24 protein-coding genes are annotated in these 22695 nt (G+C 59.8%); 9 read left to right on the top strand and 15 right to left on the bottom strand.

Annotated elements, in window-relative coordinates:
* The first annotated feature begins 64 nt into the window (after positions 1–64).
* A complete protein-coding gene (gene polA, locus HHJ19_RS05220) occupies positions 65–2884 on the top strand; it encodes a DNA polymerase I (RefSeq protein ID WP_296904712.1) in 2820 nt (939 codons plus the stop codon).
* A 77-nt stretch (positions 2885–2961) separates the two neighbouring features.
* Here polA and HHJ19_RS05215 read toward each other — a convergent pair whose 3' ends face one another.
* Complete coding sequence (locus tag HHJ19_RS05215) at positions 2962–3516, bottom strand: I78 family peptidase inhibitor (RefSeq protein ID WP_296904711.1); 555 nt, start codon at positions 3514–3516, stop codon at positions 2962–2964.
* 518 nt (positions 3517–4034) lie between these two features.
* Between HHJ19_RS05215 and HHJ19_RS05210 the strand changes: the two genes are divergently transcribed.
* Together HHJ19_RS05210 and HHJ19_RS05205 are read left to right on the top strand one after the other, a co-directional pair.
* Complete coding sequence (locus HHJ19_RS05210; RefSeq protein ID WP_296904710.1) at positions 4035–4946, top strand: dienelactone hydrolase family protein; 912 nt, start codon at positions 4035–4037, stop codon at positions 4944–4946.
* A 210-nt stretch (positions 4947–5156) separates the two neighbouring features.
* On the top strand, positions 5157–5984 hold the full coding sequence (locus HHJ19_RS05205; RefSeq protein WP_296904742.1) for a ZIP family metal transporter: 828 nt from the start codon (positions 5157–5159) through the stop codon (positions 5982–5984).
* Between the two features lie 190 nt (positions 5985–6174).
* On the opposite strand, the gene HHJ19_RS05200 is transcribed toward HHJ19_RS05205, so the two are convergent.
* From HHJ19_RS05200 to HHJ19_RS05160, 9 genes are all read right to left on the bottom strand, one after another.
* Positions 6175–7161, bottom strand: a complete 987-nt coding sequence (locus HHJ19_RS05200) for a D-glycerate dehydrogenase (RefSeq protein WP_296904709.1) — start codon at positions 7159–7161, stop codon at positions 6175–6177.
* Between the two features lie 14 nt (positions 7162–7175).
* Positions 7176–8123 carry a sugar kinase gene (locus tag HHJ19_RS05195; protein WP_296904708.1) on the bottom strand — a complete coding sequence of 316 codons (948 nt, stop codon included), beginning with the start codon at positions 8121–8123 and terminating at the stop codon, positions 7176–7178.
* A 16-nt stretch (positions 8124–8139) separates the two neighbouring features.
* A complete protein-coding gene (locus tag HHJ19_RS05190) occupies positions 8140–8964 on the bottom strand; it encodes a TIM barrel protein (RefSeq protein ID WP_296904707.1) in 825 nt (274 codons plus the stop codon).
* Complete coding sequence (locus HHJ19_RS05185; protein WP_296904706.1) at positions 8954–9745, bottom strand: amino acid ABC transporter ATP-binding protein; 792 nt, start codon at positions 9743–9745, stop codon at positions 8954–8956. Before HHJ19_RS05185 ends, HHJ19_RS05190 begins: the two co-directional genes overlap by 11 nt.
* A 44-nt stretch (positions 9746–9789) precedes the next feature.
* The gene (locus HHJ19_RS05180) at positions 9790–10596 is read right to left on the bottom strand and encodes a transporter substrate-binding domain-containing protein (protein WP_296904705.1); all 807 of its coding nucleotides are present in this window, start codon (positions 10594–10596) and stop codon (positions 9790–9792) included.
* A 64-nt stretch (positions 10597–10660) separates the two neighbouring features.
* Complete coding sequence (locus HHJ19_RS05175) at positions 10661–11314, bottom strand: amino acid ABC transporter permease (protein WP_296904704.1); 654 nt, start codon at positions 11312–11314, stop codon at positions 10661–10663.
* A complete protein-coding gene (locus tag HHJ19_RS05170; protein ID WP_296904702.1) occupies positions 11314–11985 on the bottom strand; it encodes an amino acid ABC transporter permease in 672 nt (223 codons plus the stop codon). Before HHJ19_RS05170 ends, HHJ19_RS05175 begins: the two co-directional genes overlap by 1 nt.
* A gap of 19 nt (positions 11986–12004) precedes the next feature.
* Positions 12005–12691: an RraA family protein gene (locus HHJ19_RS05165; protein WP_296904701.1), complete on the bottom strand. Its 687-nt coding sequence runs from the start codon at positions 12689–12691 to the stop codon at positions 12005–12007.
* A gap of 112 nt (positions 12692–12803) precedes the next feature.
* Positions 12804–13871: a LacI family DNA-binding transcriptional regulator gene (locus tag HHJ19_RS05160; RefSeq protein WP_296904699.1), complete on the bottom strand. Its 1068-nt coding sequence runs from the start codon at positions 13869–13871 to the stop codon at positions 12804–12806.
* 590 nt (positions 13872–14461) lie between these two features.
* On the opposite strand from HHJ19_RS05160, the gene HHJ19_RS05155 reads away from it, so the two are divergent.
* The 3 genes from HHJ19_RS05155 to HHJ19_RS05145 all read left to right on the top strand — a co-directional run bounded on the left by HHJ19_RS05155 (position 14462) and on the right by HHJ19_RS05145 (position 15865).
* Entirely contained in the window at positions 14462–14644 is a 183-nt protein-coding gene (locus HHJ19_RS05155) for a hypothetical protein (RefSeq protein ID WP_296904697.1), read from the top strand.
* Between the two features lie 141 nt (positions 14645–14785).
* Positions 14786–15004 carry a hypothetical protein gene (locus HHJ19_RS05150; protein WP_296904696.1) on the top strand — a complete coding sequence of 73 codons (219 nt, stop codon included), beginning with the start codon at positions 14786–14788 and terminating at the stop codon, positions 15002–15004.
* 687 nt (positions 15005–15691) lie between these two features.
* Positions 15692–15865, top strand: coding sequence for a hypothetical protein (locus HHJ19_RS05145; RefSeq protein ID WP_296904694.1), 174 nt, complete (start codon positions 15692–15694; stop codon positions 15863–15865).
* Positions 15866–16057: 192 nt separating this feature from the next.
* On the opposite strand, the gene HHJ19_RS05140 is transcribed toward HHJ19_RS05145, so the two are convergent.
* From HHJ19_RS05140 to HHJ19_RS05120, 5 genes are all read right to left on the bottom strand, one after another.
* Positions 16058–16324: a KGG domain-containing protein gene (locus HHJ19_RS05140; protein WP_296904692.1), complete on the bottom strand. Its 267-nt coding sequence runs from the start codon at positions 16322–16324 to the stop codon at positions 16058–16060.
* Positions 16325–16727: 403 nt separating this feature from the next.
* Positions 16728–16988, bottom strand: coding sequence for a hypothetical protein (locus tag HHJ19_RS05135; RefSeq protein WP_296904690.1), 261 nt, complete (start codon positions 16986–16988; stop codon positions 16728–16730).
* Between the two features lie 140 nt (positions 16989–17128).
* The gene (locus HHJ19_RS05130) at positions 17129–18028 is read right to left on the bottom strand and encodes a sulfurtransferase (RefSeq protein ID WP_296904688.1); all 900 of its coding nucleotides are present in this window, start codon (positions 18026–18028) and stop codon (positions 17129–17131) included.
* 24 nt (positions 18029–18052) lie between these two features.
* Positions 18053–18955: a DMT family transporter gene (locus tag HHJ19_RS05125; protein ID WP_296904686.1), complete on the bottom strand. Its 903-nt coding sequence runs from the start codon at positions 18953–18955 to the stop codon at positions 18053–18055.
* A 104-nt stretch (positions 18956–19059) separates the two neighbouring features.
* Positions 19060–20178 (bottom strand): aromatic ring-hydroxylating dioxygenase subunit alpha, encoded by a 1119-nt coding sequence (locus HHJ19_RS05120; RefSeq protein ID WP_296904684.1) that lies wholly within the window; start codon positions 20176–20178, stop codon positions 19060–19062.
* A 267-nt stretch (positions 20179–20445) separates the two neighbouring features.
* Here HHJ19_RS05120 and xseB point away from each other — a divergent pair, with 267 nt between their 5' ends.
* From xseB to HHJ19_RS05105, 3 genes are all read left to right on the top strand, one after another.
* Entirely contained in the window at positions 20446–20742 is a 297-nt protein-coding gene (gene xseB, locus HHJ19_RS05115) for an exodeoxyribonuclease VII small subunit (protein ID WP_296904682.1), read from the top strand.
* Between the two features lie 59 nt (positions 20743–20801).
* On the top strand, positions 20802–21734 hold the full coding sequence (locus HHJ19_RS05110; protein WP_296904680.1) for a polyprenyl synthetase family protein: 933 nt from the start codon (positions 20802–20804) through the stop codon (positions 21732–21734).
* A 36-nt stretch (positions 21735–21770) separates the two neighbouring features.
* Positions 21771–22695: 1-deoxy-D-xylulose-5-phosphate synthase N-terminal domain-containing protein (locus tag HHJ19_RS05105; RefSeq protein ID WP_296904678.1), on the top strand; the 925-nt coding region annotated here is incomplete at its 3' end.

Raw genomic sequence — 22695 nt, 5'->3', positions numbered from 1 at the left:
CCTGCGGTCAGGGCTCGTTTGCCCGGTTTGGTTGCCTGACGGATATCCCCGACAATCTGGCCTTATGAGTCTTGAGAAAAAAACCCTGCTGCTGGTCGATGGTTCCAGCTATCTGTACCGCGCCTTTCATGCCATGCCCGACCTGCGAGTCAATCCGGGTGATCCGCAAAGCCCGGCCACCGGGGCGATTCGCGGCATGATCAACATGATGCAAAAGCTGCGCAAGGATGTGCGGGCCGATTACGCGGTTTGCGTATTTGACGCCAGGGGCCCGACCTTTCGAGATGCGCTGTATCCCCAGTACAAGGCTCAGCGCTCCCCAATGCCGGACGACCTGCGCAGCCAGGTCGAGCCGATTCACGAAGTGGTTCATCTGCTCGGCTGGAAAGTGCTGGCCGTGCCCGGCGTTGAAGCCGATGACGTGATCGGCACGCTGGCCTGCATGGCTTCGCAGCAGCGCGTCGAAGTCATCATTTCCAGCGGGGACAAGGACCTGAGCCAGCTGGTCGATGAACACATTACCGTCATCGACACCATGAACGATCGCCGTCGCGACCTGGCTGGTGTCGAGGCTGAATTTGGCGTGCCGCCACGCCTGATGGTGGATTACCAGACGCTGGTCGGCGACGCCGTCGATAACGTCCCGGGCGTGCCCAAGGTCGGACCCAAGACTGCGGTGAAGTGGCTGCTTGAATACGGCTCGCTGGATGCATTGGTGGCCAGAGCCGGCGAGATCAAGGGCGTTGTTGGCGACAACCTGCGCAATTCGCTGGACTGGTTGCCCAGGGGCCGTGAGTTGTTGACGATCAAGAAAGACTGCGATCTGGCCGAGTACATAGAAGGCCTGCCTGCTCTGGAATCAATAGCAATTGGTGCCCAGCAGACAGAGCCCTTGAAGGTTTTTTATGAAAAATATGGTTTTAAGGGGCTGGTCAGGCAAATCGATATCGAAAGCACCCCGCCAGAACTGATCGGCGGTGCCGAACGCCGGCATCCCAGAACGCCGGCAGCTTCAACGGATTCGGCTGGGCTGTTTGACGAGCCTTCGCTGCTTGACAAGCCACCGGTGGCGAGGACGACCAACCTGCTGTACGACACGATTTTTTCGTGGGAAGCGTTTGACCGCTGGCTCGCCAAAATCGAAGCTGCCGGGCTGGTCGCCGTCGATACCGAAACCACCTCGCTCGATGAAATGCTGGCCAAGATTGTCGGCCTCAGTTTTAGTGTCACACCGGGCGAGGCTGCGTACATTCCGCTGACGCATGACTACCCCGATGCGCCCGCGCAACTGCCGCGTGACGAGGTGCTGGCCAGACTCAAGCCGTGGCTGGAAAATCCGGCCAGGGCCAAGCTTGGCCAGCATGTCAAATATGACCGCCATGTGTTTGCCAACCACGGCATAGAAGTGCAGGGCTACGCTCACGACACCATGCTGCAAAGCTATGTGCTCGAAGTAACCAAACCTCACGGGCTGGCCAGCCTGGCCGAGCGGCATGTCGGACGCAGCGGCATCAACTACGAAGACCTGTGCGGCAAGGGGGCCAGCCAGATCAAGTTCAGCCAGGTCGACATTGCCAAGGCGGCCGAATATTCGTGCGAAGACTCCGATCAGACGCTGGATGTTCACCGGGTACTCTGGCCGCAACTGCAGGCCAATGACAGGCTGCTGTTCATCTATGGGCTTGAGATGAAAAGCAGCGAGACGCTTTACCGTATCGAGCGCAACGGGGTACTGATTGACGGACCCATGCTGGCCAAGCAGAGTGGCGAGCTGGGAGCGCGTATTTTGCAGCTCGAAGCCGAAGCCTACGAGATTGCCGGCCAGCCCTTCAACCTGGGAAGTCCGAAGCAACTGGGTGAGATCTTTTTCGACAAGCTGGGCATGCCGGTGATCAAGAAGACGCCAAGCGGCGCGCGCAGCACCGTCGAGGAAGTGCTGGAAAAACTGGCCGAAGACTATCCGCTGCCCGCCAAGCTGCTGGAGCACCGGAGTTTGTCAAAACTCAAGGGCACGTATACCGACAAGCTGGCGTTGCTGGCCAATCCCAAAACGGGCCGGGTGCACACGCACTATGCGCAGGCCGTGGCCGTCACCGGCCGGCTGTCGAGTAACGATCCCAACCTGCAGAACATCCCGGTCAGGACCCCGGAGGGCCGGCGGGTGAGGGAGGCATTTGTAGCGCCGCCGGGTAGCAGGATTGCCAGTGCCGACTACTCCCAGATCGAGTTGCGCATAATGGCCCACATCAGTGGAGACGAGGCTTTGCTGAGCGCCTTCACCGAAGGTCTGGACGTGCACCGCGCCACCGCTGCCGAAGTCTTTTGCGTGTCGGTCGATCAGGTCAGCAGCGAGCAGCGCCGCTATGCCAAGGTCATCAACTTCGGCCTGATCTACGGCATGAGTAGTTTTGGCCTGGCGAAAAATCTGGGCATCGAGACCAAGGCCGCCGCCGCCTACATCGACCGGTATTTTCAGCGCTATCCTGGCGTGAAGAGTTACATGGATGAAACGCGGTTGTCCGCCAAAAGCAGGGGTTATGTTGAAACCGTGTTCGGCCGGCGCCTTTACCTGCCCGAGATCAATTCGCCCAACGGCCCGCGCCGCGCCGGTGCCGAGCGCGCCGCCATCAACGCTCCCATGCAGGGTACGGCTGCAGATTTGATCAAGCTCAGCATGAACAAGGTGCAGAAGGTGCTCGACGACGAAAAGCGGGCTACACGCATGATCATGCAGGTGCATGACGAGTTGGTGTTTGAAGTGCCGGAGGCGGAAGTCGAATGGCTCAGGCTCGAAATTCCCCGCCTCATGGCCGGCGTGGCCGATCTCAAGGTGCCGTTACTGGCCGAAATCGGCATTGGTGACAACTGGGAAAAGGCGCATTGAGGGCGCTGACGGTGTCTCCATTTGGCGGTGGCGCCGCGCGGTGCGTGCGATGCCCCGACGGCGCCTTGCGGTAGGGGCTAACCGCAACGCGCCTGTGTCACCGAATTACCTGCATCAATATCCAGATTCAATCGCTGCGAGCTGAATTCCAGGGTGACCGCCTGCCCCGGCCTGATGACGCGCGCCGTACGCGCCCCTGAGCGCTGGCGCGCCTCTTCCACCAGAGTAGCGTCCGCGCTTCGGCCTATTGCGAACTGTGCACCGGATGCGTTGCATTCGCCGGAGCCGGATGCAGCAGGTGTTGTCATGGAAGGAGCCGGTTGTGCGCAGGCAACGAGCATGCACAACATCAAAAGCGAGGCGGTGGGACGCAGGTGGTTGCAGTTCATGGTTTGGTCGACTCTCAGTGCACAAGCTAAAAGTTTAATGCGTATCTTTCCTGCAGACTGTAGGGAAATGTAGACAAGATCCGCGCGGCGCTGCACGGATTCGTGGGCAAATGCTGGATTCCGCGCCCGGGATACTGCGTTATTCCTGTTGCCTACAGCGACAATGACGGAGCCAAACACGAGCACTCCGGCTGATTCGAAGGTATCGAAGGTATCGAAGGTATCGAAGGTAAATTTAGCCAAGCGCGGGATTCCGCAATCCGGCGCACTGATGACGGCCCTTTCCGTTCGCGGTTGCGCCACACCCGGAACGGCGGCCAACGCGCCGGCCACTCCTTGTACGGTGTCCGACACCTGCATACCCCATTTTCGGCAGCGTAGAGGTGTTACCGGTACGCCGGACTTATTGATAGGCCGTAACTAGGACCCCCACGCGATTGAAATGGTGGGTCAGACCCCAGCCGCGAGGGCCCTTTCTTTTTTCCAGCAACCGACTGGCGCGATTCAGGTTGTGGCACCGGGCAGGGCGACCGATCATTCCTGTCCAGCGATCAGTAAAAAAATCACTACAAAGTCGACCTGGTCGCTGCGCTGTTTAAGGGCGCGCGCCCTGTCGGCAAGCCGCTGTCAGAAAAAGCGGTACCCGTCCCAAGGGTAAACACTCGTCGGTAGTTTCCCGTGCTGGCAAGAACTTTCGTTTTCGCGCACACTCCGAAAATTTACTTCAAGCCCCATCAACGCCCACTTTTTGAGAAACACAGATGCTGAACAACGACCTTCAAAACGAATTTTATGCCTTGCTGCCCGGCCAGTCCACCGAAGCTGGCGCCAGCCGTCGAAGCGCGCTGAAGGCTGCGCTTGGTGTGGGTTACGCTGCTGTCGCACAGCCCATCATGGCGCAGACCGCCATCAAAACCTCGTCAGAAGGTCTCAGGACCGGCGAAACCAGCTACGAAGTCAATGGTTTCAAGGTGCCCGCTTTTTACGCGGCGCCGGCTGGCAAAAGCAATTTGCCCGTGATTCTGGTGATTCAAGAGATTTTCGGCGTACACGAATACATTGCCGACACCGCCCGCCGCTTTGCGCAGGCGGGCTACCTCGTCATTGCCCCCGAGCTGTATGCCCGGCAGGGCGACCCGACCGCCTACAGCGAAATAGCCAAGCTCATGTCCGAAGTGGTTTCCAAGGTGCCGGATGCGCAGGTCATGGCGGATCTGGACGGTGCCGTTCTATGGGCCGGCGCCAACGGCGGCAATGTGAAAAAAGTCGGTATCACCGGTTTTTGCTGGGGTGGCCGTATTACCTGGCTGTATGCCGGGCAGAGCAAAAACGTCAAAGCCGGCGTCGCCTGGTATGGCCGGCTGGTCGGCACGCCGTCGCCGCTGATGCCGAAAAACCCAATTGACCTAGCTGCCAGCATGAAGGCGCCGGTGCTGGGCCTTTATGGCGCGCAGGACAGCGGTATTGCGCTGAGCACCATCAATGAGATGAAAGATGCGCTGGCAGCGGGCGGTCGCAGCGGCAACGCCGCAGCCCGGGCAAGCGAGTTTGTCGTTTATCCCGGCGCCCCCCACGCCTTTCACGCGGATTACCGGCCAAGCTATCGCAAGGAGGCGGCGCAAGACGGTTTCAAGCGCGCGCTGGCCTGGTTTGAGACCCACGGCGTCGGCTGAAACCGCTTTCGTTCGCAACCACCTCAAAGCGGCGGAGATGCACGGTATTTTTTGATCCGTCCCATTGACCGCTTGATAAGATGGAACAGAGCCGGCCCCCGGTCCATGTCGAGACCGGGGTTTCACCATTGGTGGAGCGCCTGAAGGGCCGCCTTCACAGGTTTTGGATTATTAAGGGCTGTTGTCCAGGTAATACGGGTGTTTATAGCTATGGTATTAATAGCAATACTAGTGGGAACTTTGACTGCCGGCATTGGCAGCGTCTGGCTTGCGGCGCTGCTCAGCTTTGGAATGCTGACGCGCTATACCAGGCACATGCTCAGCCTGGCCGCAGGCGCTTTGTTGGCGACCGCGTTCATGCATCTGCTACCGGAGGCCTTTGAAAGCCAGATTGCTCCGAAAAAACTTTTCGCCACGCTGCTGGTCGGCCTGGTGTTTTTTTTCTTGCTCGACAAGGCCGAGTTGTGGCACCACAGCCACGAGCATCGCGACGCAGAACGAACCGTCACGCCTGAGCTGAGCGACGCCAGCCAGGGGCAGGGCCCGCGCCACCAGCATCACGACTACGACCACGGTCACGACCACCAATCGGGCGGCTGGGCGGTGTTGGCCGGCGACAGCGTTCACGCTTTTGGCGATGGAATTCTCATTGCCTCTGCCTTCGTGGCCGACCTGCGCCTCGGCGCGGTGGCCACGCTGGCAGTACTGGTGCATGAAGTGCCGCACCACATGGGCGATCTGATCGTGCTGCGCCAAAGTACCGGCAACCGGCGCGCCGCCCTCATCAAGGTGTCACTTGCCGGCGCGGTGACTTCCCTGGGCGGCGTCATCGGCTTCGCGCTGGTGGACCGGCTCTACGACTACCTGCCGTTTTTCCTGATCATCGCCTCCAGCAGCTTCGTCTATGTCGCGCTGGCAGATCTGATACCCCAGCTGCAGAAACGTGCGACCGCCAGGGAGACTGCCGCGCAGATTGCCTGGCTGGCGATCGGCATAGGGCTGGTCACGCTGATCAGCGGGCTGGTTCATGCGCAGTGACGCCGCCCGGAGCGCCCGCGCATTGGGGGCGGCGGCTTGCCGCTGTCACAGCACCGAAAAGCCGCCTTTTATCCGCGTTCATAAGTGAAATGAGCTTCATGTCCAGCTATTACGGCTTTAGCTAGCTATTAAAATAATAGCGCGGTCTCTCAGAACGCAGCGTGATCAGTTTTGCCAGAATAGCCATGGGTCAGGCCGCCGCTGACTCAAACACCGTCGCAGGCTGCTCGCCCGCCAGCGCCTGCAGCAAGTTGGTAGTGGCCAGAACCGCCATGGCATGGCGCGTTTCAAAAGTGGCCGATCCGATGTGCGGCAAGGCGGTGACTTTGGGGTGGCGGCGCAGGGCTGAATTCATTGGCAGCGGTTCGGTGGCAAACACGTCCAGTCCAGCGGCGCGCAGGCTGCCGTAATCCAGCGCATTGAGCAGCGCATCTTCCTGCACGATCGCGCCGCGCGCGCCGTTGATAAAGATGGCGCCGGGTTTCATCAGGCCAAACTCGCGCGCGCCCATGAGGCCGCGCGTCTCCATCGACAAAGGCAGCACGGCGGCGACGATGTCGGCGCGCTGCAGCAGTTCATCGAACGGCGTGTGCGTCGCTTTGCCGGCGAGTTCGGGCATCTTTTTGGCCAGGTCGACCGCCCGCCGGCTGTGGTACAGCACCGGCATGCCAAAGCCCAGGGCAGCACGCCGCGCCAGCGCCTGGCCGATGCGGCCGAAACCGAGGATGCCCAGCGTCTTGCCGTGCACGTCCCAGCCAAACCGGTCCTCGCCGATGTTGCGCGTCCAGTGGCCTTCGCGCACATGGTTGGCAAGCTCGACCAGGCGGCGGCTGCTGGCCATGATCAGGGCAAAAATCGTGTCGGCGGTGGTTTCGGTCAGCACGCCGGGGGTGTGGCACAGCAGGATGCCGCGCGCGGCCAGGGCGCTCAGGGCGTAATTGTCGACGCCGACGGACACGCTGGAAATCACCTTGAGCTGCGGTGCCTGGGCCAGCAACGCTTCGTTGATGGCGTAACTGGAGCCGATCATGCCTTCGGCGCTAGCCAGGGCGGCATGAAAGGTGGGCAACTGCGCCGCAAGCCGCGGGTTGGCGACGGTGACGTCGTGCAGTGCCTGCAGGCGCGCCAGCTGGTCGGGCGGCAGTTCACGAAAAACCAGGATTTTTTTGCGCGCCACGGTGCCCGGCTTTTTTAAAGTCCGGCAGCGTTCAATTCGACACGCGTCGGCAGGCCTTCGCTGTCGCCCAGCACCTGCACGGCGCGCGCGCCAATCCAGCTGCCGCGCTTGACGGCGTCCGGCACGCTCAGGCCGTCAAGCAGCGCGCTGATCACGCCCACTGCAAAGCCGTCGCCGGCACCCACTGTGTCGACGACTTCGGCCACCGCAAAGCCAGCCACATGTCCGCTGCCGGCGCTGTCGCTGTCAAACCAGGCGCCTTGCGCACCCAGCTTGACGACCACCAGTTTGGCGCCGCGCTCGCGGTAAAAGCGGGCAACGCCTTGCGGCGTGAAGGCGCCGGTCAAAAACGTGCCTTCTTCCAGGCCGGGCAGCACCCAGTCGGCGCGCCTGGCCAGTTCGTTGATGGACTCGCGCATCATCCCGGGCGTGGCCCACAGCGTGGGGCGCAGGTTGGGGTCAAACGACACTGTGCGGCCGGCCGCGCGCATCAGGTCCATGGTTTTTCGGGCGGCGGGCAGGGTGCTGGCCGAAATCGCGGCAAACACGCCCGTGGCATGCAGATGGCGGGCCGAGAGTAGCCAGGCTTCGTCGATATCGGCCACACCCATGTGGCTGGCGGCCGAGTCTTTGCGGTGGTATTCGACCGGCGGGTCACTGCCATCAAGCACCTTGCCTTTGAACTGAAAGCCGGTTTTTTGAGCCCCATCGCAGACCACATGCGAGCAGTCGATGCCTTCGCCCGACATGGCGGCGAGCAGATAGCGGCCCATCGAATCCGTGCCCAGGCGGCTTGCCCAGCCCACCTTCAGGCCCAGCCGCGCCAGGCCAATGGCCACGTTGGTTTCGGCGCCTGCCGTGCGTTTGTAAAAGGCCTGAGCCTGTTCCAGCGGACCGGGGCGGTCGGCCACCAGCAGCATCATGGCTTCGCCAAAGGCGATGACGTCCAGTGCGCTTGTCATGGCGGGTTCTCGTGATTCATGCGTTTTGGCGGGACGCCATGCGGGTCGCCAGCGTGCGCAGCATGGCAACTTCCCTGCGCGTGACGCTCAGCAGGTCATCGCCCGCCAGCGGATACTCAATCGCCCAGGGCACGCTGGCGGGCAGGGCGCGCAGCACGGCGCGCCAGGGAGCGCTCGATTCCGCCACCGGCACGGCGACCCAGCGCTGCGGCTGTCGTTGCACGCCCTTGCAATGCACATAGCGCACTTGCGGCGCCAGCGCGCCAGCGGCTTGCAGCGGGCACTCACCGGTCCAGTGCCAGTTGCCCATGTCAAAGGTCATGCCCCAAAAAAATCCCTGGGCATTGGCCGTGTCAAAAAAGTCCTGCAGCGCTGCCAGCGTGCCAGCTTGCGGGGTCTGGTCGTTCTCGATGACAAGCTCGATGCCGGTCACATGCAGGCGTTCGTGCAGCGCGGCAAGCGTGCTGTGCGAAGCGTCGCCAAAGCCGCCAATCGACATTTTGAGACGTGGTGCTCCCAGGGTTTGGGCGGCGGCCAGCGCGCGATTCAGCGCAGCGCTGTCGAGCGAGCCACCAGCGGTCCAAAGGTTGTCGGCACAGGAATAGACCACGCGCATACCGGCAGTTTGAACGGCTTGGGCGATGGCGGGCAGTTCGGTTGCGGCATCCACCAGCAGTTCGCTGCGTACTTCAATGCCATCAGCGCCGGCGTCATGGCTGAGTCTGGTAAACCACAGTTGCCCGTGGCGCCGCACTTCGGCAGCGCCAAAAGCAGCGAGTGAAATCAGGATGGGATTCGTGCCATTTGCGACCAGGGCCGGGCCAGAAATGTTAGTGGGCATGTTGCGAGTTCAGGATCTGGCCGAGGAAATTGCGGGTTTTTTCGTTCTGCGGGTTGCTGAAGAACTGCTGTGGCGGCGCCTGCTCGATGATCTTGCCGTCAGCCATAAAGATGACCCGGTCAGCCACGCTGCGGGCAAAGCCCATTTCGTGAGTGACGCAGAGCATGGTCATGCCCTCGTCGGCCAGGCTGATCATGGTGTCCAGCACTTCCTTGACCATTTCCGGGTCAAGGGCCGAAGTGGGCTCGTCGAACAGCATGATCTTGGGGGTCATGCACAGCGCGCGGGCAATCGCCACGCGCTGCTGCTGGCCGCCCGACAACTGGCTCGGGTATTTGCGGGCCTGCTCGGGTATGCGCACTCGCGTGAGGTATTTCATGGCGATGGCTTCAGCTTCCACTTTGCTCAGGCCGCGTGAGCGCATCGGGGCCAGCATGCAGTTCTGCAGGATGGTCAAGTGCGGAAACAGGTTGAACTGCTGAAACACCATGCCGACCTCCTGACGCACCGAGTCGACGTTTTTGCCACCGGCTGTCAGATCGATGCCATCGACCACGATGCGGCCTTTCTGTACGGTTTCAAGCCGGTTGATGCAGCGGATCAGGGTGGACTTGCCGGAGCCTGAAGGCCCGCAGACCACAATGCGCTCCCCAGCCGCCACCTCCAGGTTAATGTTGGTCAGCACCTGGAACTGGCCAAACCATTTGTCCACCGCTTCGATGCGGATGATGGGCTCAGCGCCGGTGGCTGCCGACGTATTGGCAGGGTCAGGGGATTGCATTGTGTCTGTCATCGAGAAGCACCGTGGTCAGCAAAGGGGTAGTGTTACTGAAGCTTTGGAAGATCGGTTTCCAGCCATTTGCGGTACAGCTTGTTGAGCTCGCCGTTGGCCGTGTTGCGGGCGACAAAGTCGTCCACCGTTTTCAGCAGCTCGGCCTGGCCGGGGCGCATGGCGACGGCCATGACCTGCTGGCGCAGCAAAAACTTGTTTTCAAAAGTATTGGCTGGCGCGCGCTTGTCGATCTGCGCGGCCACCGTAGTCGAGCAGCCAATCGCATCAACCTGGCCCGACAGCAGCGCCTGCATCGCCGATGCATCGTCGTCGAAGCGGCGGATCTCGGTGCCTTCAGGGGCTATGGCGGTCAGTGCCACGTCTTGCGTGCTGGCGCGTGCCACACCAACGCGCTTGCCTTTAAGGTCAGCTGCTGCTTTGATGCTGGCCTTTTTGTCGCCGTACACAATCACGCTGGCGGCGGCGTAAGGCTGGGAGAACTGAACCTGCTTGGCGCGCTCAGGCGTGATGGCCAGCGAAGCCACCAGCAGGTCGACCTTGTTGGTCAGTAAAAACGGAATGCGATTAGGGCCGGTCACCGGAACCAGCTTGAGCTTCAGCCCCAAGTCCTTGGCCAGCAGGCGTGCCACATCGGCGTCGTAGCCGTCAGGCTGGTTGCTGCTGTTCATGGTGCCGTAGGGCGGAAAGTCAACCAGCATGCCGATGGTCAACTCGCCTTTTGTTTTTAGTTCAGCCGGCGTTTGGGCGCCGGCGGCGGGCGCCCATGCGGACAGGGTGAAGGCCAGGCTCAGAGCCAGGGCGGTGCCCGTGAATACACGACGTGGCAAATGTTTGATCATGAAAAGTCTCCGGTTTGTAGTGAAAAAAACAACGAGAAAATGAAGGTGAAAGAGCCAACGTTGCTCAGCGGGCCAGCGCCGCGGCCTGCCGGCGTTCCATGCGCGAGGCCAGCAAAGACAGCGGCCAGCACAGTACAAAATAAATGGCTGCCACGACGCTGAACACAATCAGTGGCTGAAACGTCGCGTTGTTGATGATCTGGCCGGCGCGGGTGACTTCCGCAAAGCCAATGATGGCGGCCAGCGAGGTTCCTTTAATGATCTGCACCATATAGCCGACGGTGGGTGCCAACGCTATCTTGAAAGCCTGGGGCAGTACGACATCACGCATACGGGACAGGTAGGACAGGCTGAGGGCGTGCGCCGCTTCAATCTGGCCAGCTGGAACGGCCTGTATGCAGCCGCGCCATATCTCGCCGAGAAAAGCGCTGCTGTTCAAAATCAGCGCCACACCGGCCGCCACCCAGGGGTTAATCTCAAAGCCTAGTATCGGTGCGCCAAAGAAGACCAGAAACAGCTGAAGCAGCAGCGGCGTGCCTTGAAAAATCTGGATAAAGCCGGCTGACAGCCATTGCGCCATGCGGCTGTCGGAAGTGCGGCCCAGCGCAACCAGCAGTCCGCCTATCGCCCCGCCAATAAAGGCGATCAGCGACAGAGCCACAGTCCATTTGGCAGCTTCCAGAATGAACAGAAGCTCAGAAGGTCCGAAAGTGCGCATTACCGACGATCCGGGTAGTTAAGGCTGACCTTGTAAATAAGGCGGAATAGCGCCGAAAAAGACAGCGCCAGCAGCAGGTAAATCACAGCCACGACGATGTAAATCTCGAAGCTGCGAAAGGTTTGGGATTGCAGGTTGGCCGCGACTGAGGTCAGATCGTCGGCTGAAATGGCCGATACCACCGCCGAGCTCAGCATCAGCAGAATGAACTGGCTGGTCAGCGCCGGGTAAATCGCCTTAAGCGCCGGCTTCAGAATGACGAAGCGGAAAATTTCGTGGCGCTTCAGGTTCAGCGCCAGCCCCGCTTCAATCTGTCCTTTGGGAATGGACTCGATGCCGGCGCGAATGATCTCAGTGGCGTAGGCGCCCAGGTTGATAACCATCGCGGTCAGCGCCGCGGTGTAGGCCGACCAGCGCAGGCCCAGCGCCGGCAGCGCAAAAAAGAAAAAGAAAAGCTGTACCAGAAACGGCGTATTGCGGATCAGCTCGATGTAGGCGTTGATCAGGAAACGCAGCGGCTTGGCCCCGGCGGTTTTGCCCCAGGCACACAGGATGGCCAGCACCAAGCCCAGCAGCATGGCCAGCACCGACAGCTCGATGGTGTTCCAGGTACCTTTGAGCAGCAGCGGCCAAGCCGCGAAAACGGGTTCGAACTGAAACGTGTAGTTCATGAAGCAATTAACGGCAAGTTCACATGACACCGAATGTATGGAAGGCCTCGACCGTACTCATTCCGTTCTGGATGGCGGTGCGTACCGTGTTTTCGGTGCCGGCCTTTTCCAGAGCCTTGCGGATCGCCTCTTCCTCAGCCTCCCTGGGAATGACGAGCACGCCGTCGCGATCGCCGAAAACGATGTCGCCAGGATTCACGCGCACGCCGTTGATTTCCACGCCGACGCGGTAGTCTACGACTTTGCCGCGTGGCCCCTGGTCCTGAGCATAGCCGCCGTATGAAAACACCGGCAGGCCGAGCTCCAGCACTTCGGAGGTATCGCGGGAGTAGCCATCAAGCACGGCGCCGGCGGCTTTGAGGTGCAGGGCGCGTGTGGTCATGAGCCCCCCCCACAGTGCGAACTGCGGAGCGCAGCCGGTCGCCACGTAAACCTCATTCGGGCGCAGATCGTCCAGCGCCTCAAACAGCAGGCCGAAAGGCTGACGCGACAGCGGCAATTTGCCTTGTTCCTCAACCGCGGAGAAGCAAAGTGTTTCAAGTACCGGCATGGCGCGTCCCGCAATCACCATATTGCTGGCGACGGGCCGAATCTGGGGATGCAGGAACTGCCGGAGGTAACCGAGAGTGTCCAGGATGTCGCCGACCACAGCGGGAAAAAGACGCTGGCGCATCAGCTTGAACAGTTCGTCGTCACTTTTCCACATGGAGGTGTTCCTTACAGTTGAGGCAATAAGTTTGAGCTTGATTGAAACCGGTTTCAGTAAATTATAGAAGAGTTGATGCTAAAGCTGTAATGCAGGAAAACCCCAGGGTCCGTCAGGTGGGCGTGGAGACGGACGAGCCGCGCGGCAACAAACGACCGGACAGCAAAATCTGGCGCGGCGGCAAGTCCATGCCTTTAATGCGTTCAATCAGGCAGCCAGCCGCGAGGCGGCCCAGCTCATCAGTCGGCTGGGCAATGCTGCTCAGCCCTGGGCCTATATAGGGTGACCACTCGGTGTCGTCAACGCCCACCAGACCGACATCGGCGCCAAAACGCCAGCCCAGTCGCGCCATCGCCGCAGCTACCCGCAGGGTGACGACAGCGTTGCTGGAAAACACACCGGGCAGGCGTTCACCGGCACGCTGGCGCAAGCCGCGCAAGGCTTTGTCCAGTCCTTCGGTATCGCCCGCCGTGCTTTCAAAAGTGCTCCCCCGCAGGCCTGGTACGTCGACGGCCGAGTCGCTGATAAAGCTGCGAAACGCCGCTTCGCGCTCCAGCCGTGAACTCACGTCGTTGATGGGTTCCGAAACGAAGAGCAGCTCGCGGTAGCCGGCCTCAACCAGATGGCGAGCGCCCAGACGCACGGCACCAGCATTGTCGAGCGAGACGAAGTCGGCTTGCATATCGTGGTGGCGCCGGTCTACCAGTACCACCGGTTTGCCGTAGCGAGCCGCATCGGCTGCCGCACCGGCATCGCGCCCCAACGTGTTCAGGATGAAGCCTTCCACCTGGTAAGCCGTGAGTGCCTTGATGGCCTCGCTTTCACGGCTGCTGTCGTTGCCGAGGTTGAACAGCATCAGCAGGTAGCCGGCTTGCTGGCAGACTTTTTCTGCGCCGCGCAAAACGGCCACCGAGAAAGGATTCGTCACGTCGGCCACCACCAGACCGATCAGCCGCGAGCGGCCCCGTTTCAAGGCGCGTGCCATCGGGTTGGGGCTGTACGCGAGCGCGGCGATGGCGACCTCAACCCGGCTTGCGATGTCTGTCGTGAGCAATGTTTCACGGTGGTTCAGAAAGCGCGATACGGTGGCCTTGGAGACGCCCGCCTGCCGCGCCACATCCGCAATGGTGGCGCGCTCAAAGGGAACGGCGGGGGATTGCTTGGGGTTTTTGGTGGGCATGGACCAATGCAGAAATGAAACAGGTTAGTCGCTTTTAGCGTGTTCGATTGAAACCAGTTTCAGGGAATGGTAGCACCACTTGTTTCTGATGGGAATTTATCCCTAGCTATTATTTTGATAGCTGCTTAAACCTTTCGTTAAAGCAGTGAGAACTGTCTTTATAGAACTTGCTATCGGAAATGCTTAGCAGCACAGTGAAGTTCGCTGTCAGTTGAGGGCTTACAGCGACAGGGCTTGGCGGCCTATAAACGCCTCGTCGATCTCGCAGCAAAATTACGATAGTTTCACAAGCTGTCAAACGGCACTAAAGGAAGGACAGGAATGAATTCAGAATTCTCACGCTCTCTGGCCTATGGGTCGCTGCCCAACGAAATGTCTTGTGATATGGCGGTTAGGGACAGCGACTTTACGGCCCGGACTGCATTCAAACCCAAATTCACCTATATGAGCTGTAGCGCTTCGTCCCGTCGCTTTCTGCACCCGCGACTAATAGCGTGTTCGGCCTTCCTTGCTACAGTGTTTGCGTCAATGGCTGCAGCCGCTTCCGTGGCAATCCAGGATGTCTCATTGTTGTTGGGAGGGTTTTGAGCATGACGAGCTCCATTTCTTCTCCCGTCCATGACGCACCCATTTGCGAAGCTTTTCTCGATGAGCCTGACCTGCCCTCGGACGGACGCGACGAAAAGGGCGAAGCCATGATCCGGGATTTGCCTCAGCGGTCTGAACTGTCAGATACGCCTGGCAAGTCCGGTCCGACCAACACCCAACCCTGAAAGAATGCCATGGCAACCAATCCCAACGTGCCTCCACCCGAGCCCGTAACTCCCTTGTCAACGCCACCGGAGCCGGGCGAAGTGCAGACCACGCCGATGCCCATGGTGGCGTCAAACCAGTTCCTTTAATGGAGAACCTTCATGGCGATTGATTCGTTACCGGAAGGCAATGAAGCATTGCACCAAGCAATGGTGAAATCTTTCCTTCCCAGCACAGACAAAAACAAGGTCAACCCGCTTGGTGCCAGAACTCCGGAAGGAGAGACAGCGCGTGATGTGGATACCGAGGATTCCTGCCAAGGCCTATCGCATGGCTCGCTCAATGAAGCCTCGCTGGTCAAACCACCACTTGGAAATTAGAGCATCTGGCGGCGGTCATGACGTCTGGTGGGGGCATCTGCGCTTCTGTAAGGTCCCGGGTCCACGGAAGACACTAGGGGCGGTTTATTGTCGGACGTGAGCTTAGCGGGTTCCCCATCTAGAAGCAGTGTTCCAGTTATTGTCAGCAACGGTGCCCAGCGCAACCCAGGCCACCGAAGCGCCGAGTGCGCATCGCAATAGCGATTTCTGAATTTGTTTTCAGGGCTCAACGAACGAAATCTCCCAGATCCCGAAATTAGAAGAAGCAGGTAGATTGGGGTTACCACGTTGCAGTACACCATCAGCTTTTGCTATCGCGATTGTTGGCTCGCCCGGGCGCGTTGGGCCGCTGTATCTTCAGAAATACCTTTTTTCTCACAGCCTTCTTCAATATGTTCAGTTTGTCGTTTTTTTGCTTGCCAGTGCAGCTTGATTAGTCTTGGCGTGGCCTACGTTTCTCGGAAAATCAAAGACAAAAGGTTGTCTGCAATGTCAATTAATCAGGGGTTAAATTAGCGGCTCTCTAAAGAGTTTTTAGAGCACGAGTAGGCTATTTCTTACATCAAACGCAAAAACTTCCTACAAAAGTTGAGTGCTCATGTGGGTAGAGTTAAGCGAAGTTCTTAATCTGCGCCGTTGCCAGCTTGTCAGGTTCAGGCATCTGTCACGCTTGTCAAGGAAAGTGCCATGAAAGACATCAAGCCCGAATGCAATCATGAGATTAGTCCTTCCAGATACAAGGCGGGTGAGCGGCCGGATAACGGCTCAAGAAGCAGCAAGGGTTTCGGACCGAGTTCCGGGTCTCACAAGGACAATCCGCACAAACGGCTCAAGCTGGCGCGCCACGCCACGCCCGGCTGAACGCCGGGTTCCTGCATTTGTTCATAAATAAACTATGCCGGCGTTTCAGTAGTTTCTTCCTTCTTTTTGGTTGTTTCAGTTGCCTGAACCAACCAGGCTGTTCAGTGCTGCCGGCTGCTTTTTCATCTCCAAGTTATTTAAAGGCGAAAAAAGGGGCGTTTCCTGCGCCCCTTTGGTGGTTCCGGTGGCTAATCAGCGCTTGCCGCCGTGCTTGCCCCCGCTGGCCTTGCCGCCTTTGCGGCCGACCTCACGAGCTTCCTCAGAACTGAACTCATGGGCATTTCCGCTCTGGTGAGCAGCCTTGCCGCCTTCGCTGGCGATTTCCCGTTGACGATTCGGATCCATGGCTGCAAAACCGCGTGCAGATTTATCGCCCGTGTTCCCGCTTTGTCCGCCGTCTTTGCTACCCTGATTGCTGCCGTGGCTGCCGCCTCGGTTGCCTTGATTGCTAGAAGCCATTTTTGACTATCTCCTTCAGGAAAACGCGTGGAATGGATCGCTCCCGTTGCGCGTTGTTGGTTGAAAGTGGCTGGCCTTATTGCCTTCCACTTGTTGAATTTAGGGCTGGCCCTTACCGCCTTTTGTCAGTCTTAGCTCGGCATTTCATGTAGGACAAATGCAAGAGCAGGTTTGAGGGCGTCAACAATCCCCTGATGGCGTTGCCCTTTAAGTCAATGAGACCGGTAAATGAGATCAGGTGCTCAGCGAACCGTACACAACGAGCGATCTGTGTGCAGAAGGCGAAAAATCCTTACATGCGCTTGAGCGTGTGCCTCAAAGGGTAAACCGTGCGCAGAGCTAAATTTGTATTGGACTGACATCCAGCCATTCCAATTTTTTTAAAGGAACCTGATATGTACGCTCATACACTCAAATCTGCCGCCGCTGTGGCAGTTGCGTTAACTGCTGCCCTGGCGTTAGGCGGCTGTAATAAAAAAACGGACAACACCGTCACATCACCGGGCCCGTCTTCAACGACCACGCCTTCCACCACCAGTCCTTCAACAGGTTCGACTGGCTCGACTGGTTCTACCGGCTCTTCTGGAACCTCCGGAACTACCGGCTCCGGCATGGGTTCCTCCAGCGGAACAATGGGTTCGGCCAGCGGAGCAGGCACCAGCAACAGCCCCGATATGATGCCTCCCGCAAGCGCTGCCAGTGGCGGCCGGAATTAGCCACGCCTGATTTGTGACAGACACGACCCACAAATGCAATGGCGCGTTGCGCGCATGCATTTTTGGGAAATGATTGACTGCTGACCGATCAGCCTTGCGCAACCGGCCGAGTCGAATCGCTGCACCAATCGCTCCAGCTTCCGGCATAAAGGGCTGTCCGGCCAAAGCCAGCAACTTCCATGGCGATGAGATTGGGAAGGGCACTTACGCCGCTGCCGCAGTGATGCACCACCGTAGCCGGATCGCGTCCGCCCAGCAGGGCTGCAAACTCGGTTTTGAGTTGTTCGGCGGGCTTGAATAGCCCCTCGGGGGTGAGGTTCTGGTTGAAAGGCCTGTTCAACGCACCCGGGATGTGGCCGGCGACCGGGTCCATGGGTTCAACGTCGCCCTTGAAGCGCGAGGTGGCTCGCGCGTCAATCAGGGTCTGGGTCGGGCGTCCGAGCTGGCCGGCCACGGTTTGACCATCCACCAAAGTCACCAGCGCGGGCGCCAGCATGAAATTGGTTTGAAAATGGGCCGGTTCCTCGCCGCTATTGATCGCACCGCTGGCCGCCTGCCAAGCCTGCAGCCCGCCGTCGAGCAAGGCCACCTCGTTGTGACCCGCCCACTTGAGCATCCACCACAGGCTGCCGCAATAGTTGGAGCCGTTGCGGTCATAGACGACGGCCTGCATGTCGTTGGCAAAGCCGACGCTGGAAAGCCAGGTGGCAAACCTTTCGCGGTTGGGTAACGGGTGACGGCCGCCAGAGGCAGGGGTGTCGGCGCCACTGGCGGTCATCACGCCGTGAGCGCCAGGCACGCCGTGTCTGGCGCTGAGCGCCGTATCCAGATGGGCGTAGATTGCGCCGGGAATGTGCGATGAAAGGTATTGCTCCTGGCCGGCGTGGGGCTGCATCAGGTCAAAGCTGCAGTCAAACACACGCAGCGGCTGGCCGCTGGAAATCAGCGCCTGCAATTGATCAACCGAAATCAGGGTGGTGTAGTTCATGTCGCGCTCCTTGGAAATTGGTAGTCAATGTTCTTCAGCCGGTGCGTTGGGCGCGGCACGCGCCCGCAGTACGGTTGCGGCAACGGCGCTGACGATGATCAGCGCCATGCCGGCCCAGCCTGTCAGGGGAATATCGTCGCCAAAGAGTATCAGGCTGTAGAGGGCGGCAAACACAATGCCCGAGTATTGCAGGTTGGCCACCATCAAAGTGCCGCCATGGTTTGCCGACATGGAGTAGGCCTTGGTCATGGCCAGCTGACCGAGCGAAGCCAGAATGCCTATCGGCGGCAACCAGAGCGCCTGCTGCCAGCTCCAGGTTGAGACCCCCGCCACCAGCAAACTGAGCGCCCCTGCCACCGTCGTGCCGACGGCAAAATAAAAAACGGTGCGTATTTCGGGCTCGCCCATGCGCCCGATTGCCATCACCTGCATGTACGCAAAGGCTGCGCCCAGGCCGGACATCAGCCCGATCAGGCCGGCAAAGGTCTGGTTCTGGCCCATCGCGGGCCGCAGCAGCATCACCACGCCGGCAAAGCTGGCCAGAATCGCCAGCACCAGCGGTCCCTGATTCGGCCCCTTTTTACCGGGTTTTCCGAGCATCAGCGCGCCGCCGACCAGGAAAGCGGCGATCCACACGCCGCTCATGTAGTTGAGTGTCATGGCAGTCGCAAGTGGCAAATGGGCTATCGCGTAAAACCAGGCCGATAGCGACATGACGCCGATGACGCTACGCCAAGCATGCATGGCCGGAAAACGGGTGCGCAAAGAGGTGCCGCTTGCGCGCGCATAGGCCGCCATGAAGACAATACCCAGTACGCCCCGATAAAACACCAGCTCGGCGCTGTTGAAATGGGCGGAAGCGTATTTGACGCACACCCCCATGGATGCAAACATGAACGAGGAAAAGAGCATCCAGACAGCTTGCATCGCGTATTTTTGGCTTTTATGGGTTAAAACAGGCTGTGGTCCACAGATTACGGTCATACTACGCTATCAAATACATAGCGTTTAAAGTAAGTACGGTTGCTGCCTCAAATCATCTGAGTGGTTTTGCTCGCGCCCATTTTGCGGCGGTACCACTCGTGAAAGTGTTGCATGCCGTCTTCCATGGGGCTTTGGTAGGGGCCAAACTCGTTGTCGCCGCGCAGCATCAGCGCCTTGCGGCCGGCGTCCATGCGCAAGGCAAGTTCGTCGTCCTCCACGCAGGTTTCCATGTAGGCAGCCTGCTGGGCTTCAATGAATTCACGCTCGAAGGCGCAGATTTCCTCAGGGTAGAAAAATTCCACTACGTTGAGGGTCTTGTCAGGCCCCTGCGGGTGCAGCGAACTGACCACCAGCGTGTGCGGGTACCACTCCACCATGATGTGCGGGTAGCAGGTGAGCCAGATGGCGCCGTATTTGGGGGGCACGCCATCCCTGTACTGCAACACCACGTCGTGCCATTTTTTATACACGTCGGTGCCGGGTTTGCCCAGCTTGTCGGAAACGCCGACAGTTTGCACCGAGTAGCTGGGGGCGAGTTCCCAGCGCAGGTCATCGGTGGTGACAAAGCCGCCCAGCCCGGGGTGAAAGGGGCCGACGTGGTAATCCTCAAGGTAGACCTCGATAAAGGTTTTCCAGTTGTAGTTGCACTCGTGCAGATGCACCTTGTCAAGCTGGTAGCCCGAAAAACCAAGGTCTGCCATGTGGCCCAGCGCGGCCATGTCGGCCGCAATGTCGCGCCCGTTGTCTTCAAACACCAGACCGTTCCAGGTCGCGGTCTGGTAGCGGTTCAGGTTCAGGCAGGGGTCGACTTCGAAGTGCGGCGCGCCGATGAGCTCGCCCGAGGTGTTGTAGGTCCAGCGGTGCAAGGGGCAAACGATGTTGCTGCCGGTGTTGCCGCGGCCGGCGAGCATGGTGGACTGGCGATGCCGGCAGACGTTGGAGATCAACTCGATACCCGAGCTATTCCTCACTAGCGCGCGGCCTTCGCCCTCGTGTGGCAGGGCGTAATAATCGCCCAGATTTGGGACAGACAACTCGTGGCCGAGATAGCGTGGTCCACGCGCAAATAGTTTTTGCTGCTCGCGCTGGTAAAGACCGACATCGAAGTAGCTGGAAATCGGGAGTTGGCTGGTGGCCTGCAACAGGCGAAGGCTTTTATCAGGCATGCAATATTTCTCTGGCTGGCGCCACGGTCAGGCCGGGAAGGAAGCTGCAAAGCCAGTCTGGGCAACTGCCCACGGGTTGAAAAAGCGGGCGGTTTTATCATGGAGCATGGCGGCCACCGGCATCGAAAACGGTACTTAATTGTACCTGTGAGGGGCTTTCAAAATGTCGCCGCGCCGCTCACGGGATAATGAACTCCCTCTTGCGCGCGGCCACCCTGTCCCCAACTTCCAGGCAACGGCCTAAAATCAGCAGTTATCCCAAATACCATGGCCAAAAGCTCAACCTCCGCTTCGTCCGCTTCGACCGCTTCGTCTGCTGCTCGCGCATCCGGGGCCAGCGCAGAGCAGATTTCCACAATGCCCCCCAGCTACGAGGCTGCGCTGCAGGAGCTCGAAGAGCTGGTCAGCAGTCTGGAGTCCGGCAAGTTGCCGCTGGACCAGTTGCTCGGCGGCTATCAACGCGGTGCGCAGCTGCTGAAGTTTTGCCGGGACAAACTCGAAGCCGTGGAAACCCAGATCAAGGTGCTTGAAGGCGCCGAACTCAAGCCCTGGGTGCAAGAGTAAATCACTCGTCGTCAACGCCATCACTTTCCCTTAACCGCCCTAGCGCAAGAGATCCACGATTGAACGCCCCTGAAATTCTGCCTTCGCCCGCCTCCAATTTTTCGCTGGACGTCTGGAGCGCCCGGCAGCTTGACGTCATCGAGCAGGCCTTGTCGCGCTGGGTGGCCTGTCCGGGCGATGCGCCGGCGCTTGCCGGTCTGGACAATGCAATGCGTTATGCGGTGCTCAACGGCGGCAAACGTCTGCGCCCATTGCTGGTGATGGCGGCCTGTGCAGCAGTGAACGGCAACGAACAGGCGGCGCTGCGCTCGGCCTGCGCGGTCGAACTGATTCACGCCTACTCGCTGGTCCACGACGACATGCCCTGCATGGACAACGACGTGCTGCGTCGCGGCAAGCCGACGGTCCACGTCAGGTTTGGCGAAGCCCAGGCGTTGCTGGCCGGCGATGCCTTGCAGGCACTGGCCTTTGAGCTGCTCACGCCCGATGACGATTCGGTCAACAGCCAGACGCAGGCGCGCCTTTGCCGTATGTTGGCGCAGGCAGCAGGGTTTCAGGGTATGGCGGGCGGTCAGGCGATTGATTTGGCAAGCGTTGGCGTGCCGCTGACGTCCAGCCAGCTGCACGAGATGCACCGGCTTAAAACAGGCGCCTTGCTGCAAGCCAGTGTGATGATGGGCGCAGCTTGCGGCGCGGCTTCGCTGCAGGCACAGAATGCCCTTCGCGACTATGGCGCGGCAGTGGGTCTGGCGTTTCAGGTCGTTGACGACATTCTCGATGTCACGGCCGATGCGGCCACACTGGGTAAAACCGCTGGCAAGGATGCTGCCCAGGACAAGCCCACCTTTGTTTCCCTGATGGGGCTGCAAGCGTCAAGGCAGTACGCGCAGAAGTTGCTGGCGCAAGCGCTGGCAAGCATTCGGGCCAGCGGGCTCGAGAATACCCGGATTTTGCAGGCACTCGCCGACATGCTGGTCAATCGCCAGCACTAGCCCTGCCCGGGCCTGGCTATTACAAAATACACCACGATGTACTCATTGCTCGAAACCATCAACAGTCCCGCCGACCTGCGGCGGCTTCCGCGCAACCAGCTCAGGGCGCTGGCCGATGAGTTGCGTGCCTACGTGCTCGACAGCGTGTCCCAAACCGGTGGGCATTTGAGCTCCAACCTGGGCACGGTGGAGCTGACGGTGGCACTGCACTATGTCTTCAACACCCCGGATGACCGGCTGGTATGGGATGTGGGCCACCAGACCTATCCGCACAAAATCCTCACCGGCCGGCGCGAGCGTATGGCTACCTTGCGCCAGTTCGGCGGGCTATCGGGCTTCCCGCGCCGTGACGAGAGCGAATACGACACTTTTGGCACGGCGCATTCATCGACTTCGATATCGGCCGCGCTCGGCATGGCGCTGGCGGCCCAGCTCAAGGGCGAAAATCGCAACGCGGTCGCCATCATTGGCGACGGCTCCATGAGCGCCGGCATGGCGTTTGAGGCGCTGAACAACGCCGGCGTGCATGACGACTGCAAGCTGCTGGTGGTGCTAAATGACAATGACATGAGCATCAGCCCGCCGGTGGGCGCGCTGAACCGGCATTTGGCCCAGCTGATGAGCGGGCGCTTTTATGCCTCGGCCAAAAGCGTCGGCAAACAGGTGCTACGGGTGGCGCCGCCGCTATTGGAACTGGCCAGGCGGTTGGAATCGCATGCCAAGGGCATGGTGGTGCCGGCCACCCTGTTTGAAAATTTTGGCTTTAACTACATCGGCCCGATTGACGGCCATGACCTGGAGTCGCTGGTTCCCACGCTGGAAAACATCCGGCATTTGATGGCCAGTGGCGGAGGCCCGCAGTTTTTGCACGTCGTGACCAAAAAAGGCCAGGGCTACAAGCTGGCCGAGGCCGACCCGATTGCCTATCACGGCCCCGGCAAGTTTGATCCGTCGCTGGGCC

The organism is Polaromonas sp., assembly GCF_012927415.1.
Classification (GTDB): Bacteria; Pseudomonadota; Gammaproteobacteria; order Burkholderiales; family Burkholderiaceae_C; genus Polaromonas.
Note: the sequence above shows the minus strand (reverse complement) of the source record. Positions and strands in the feature narration are given on the sequence as shown.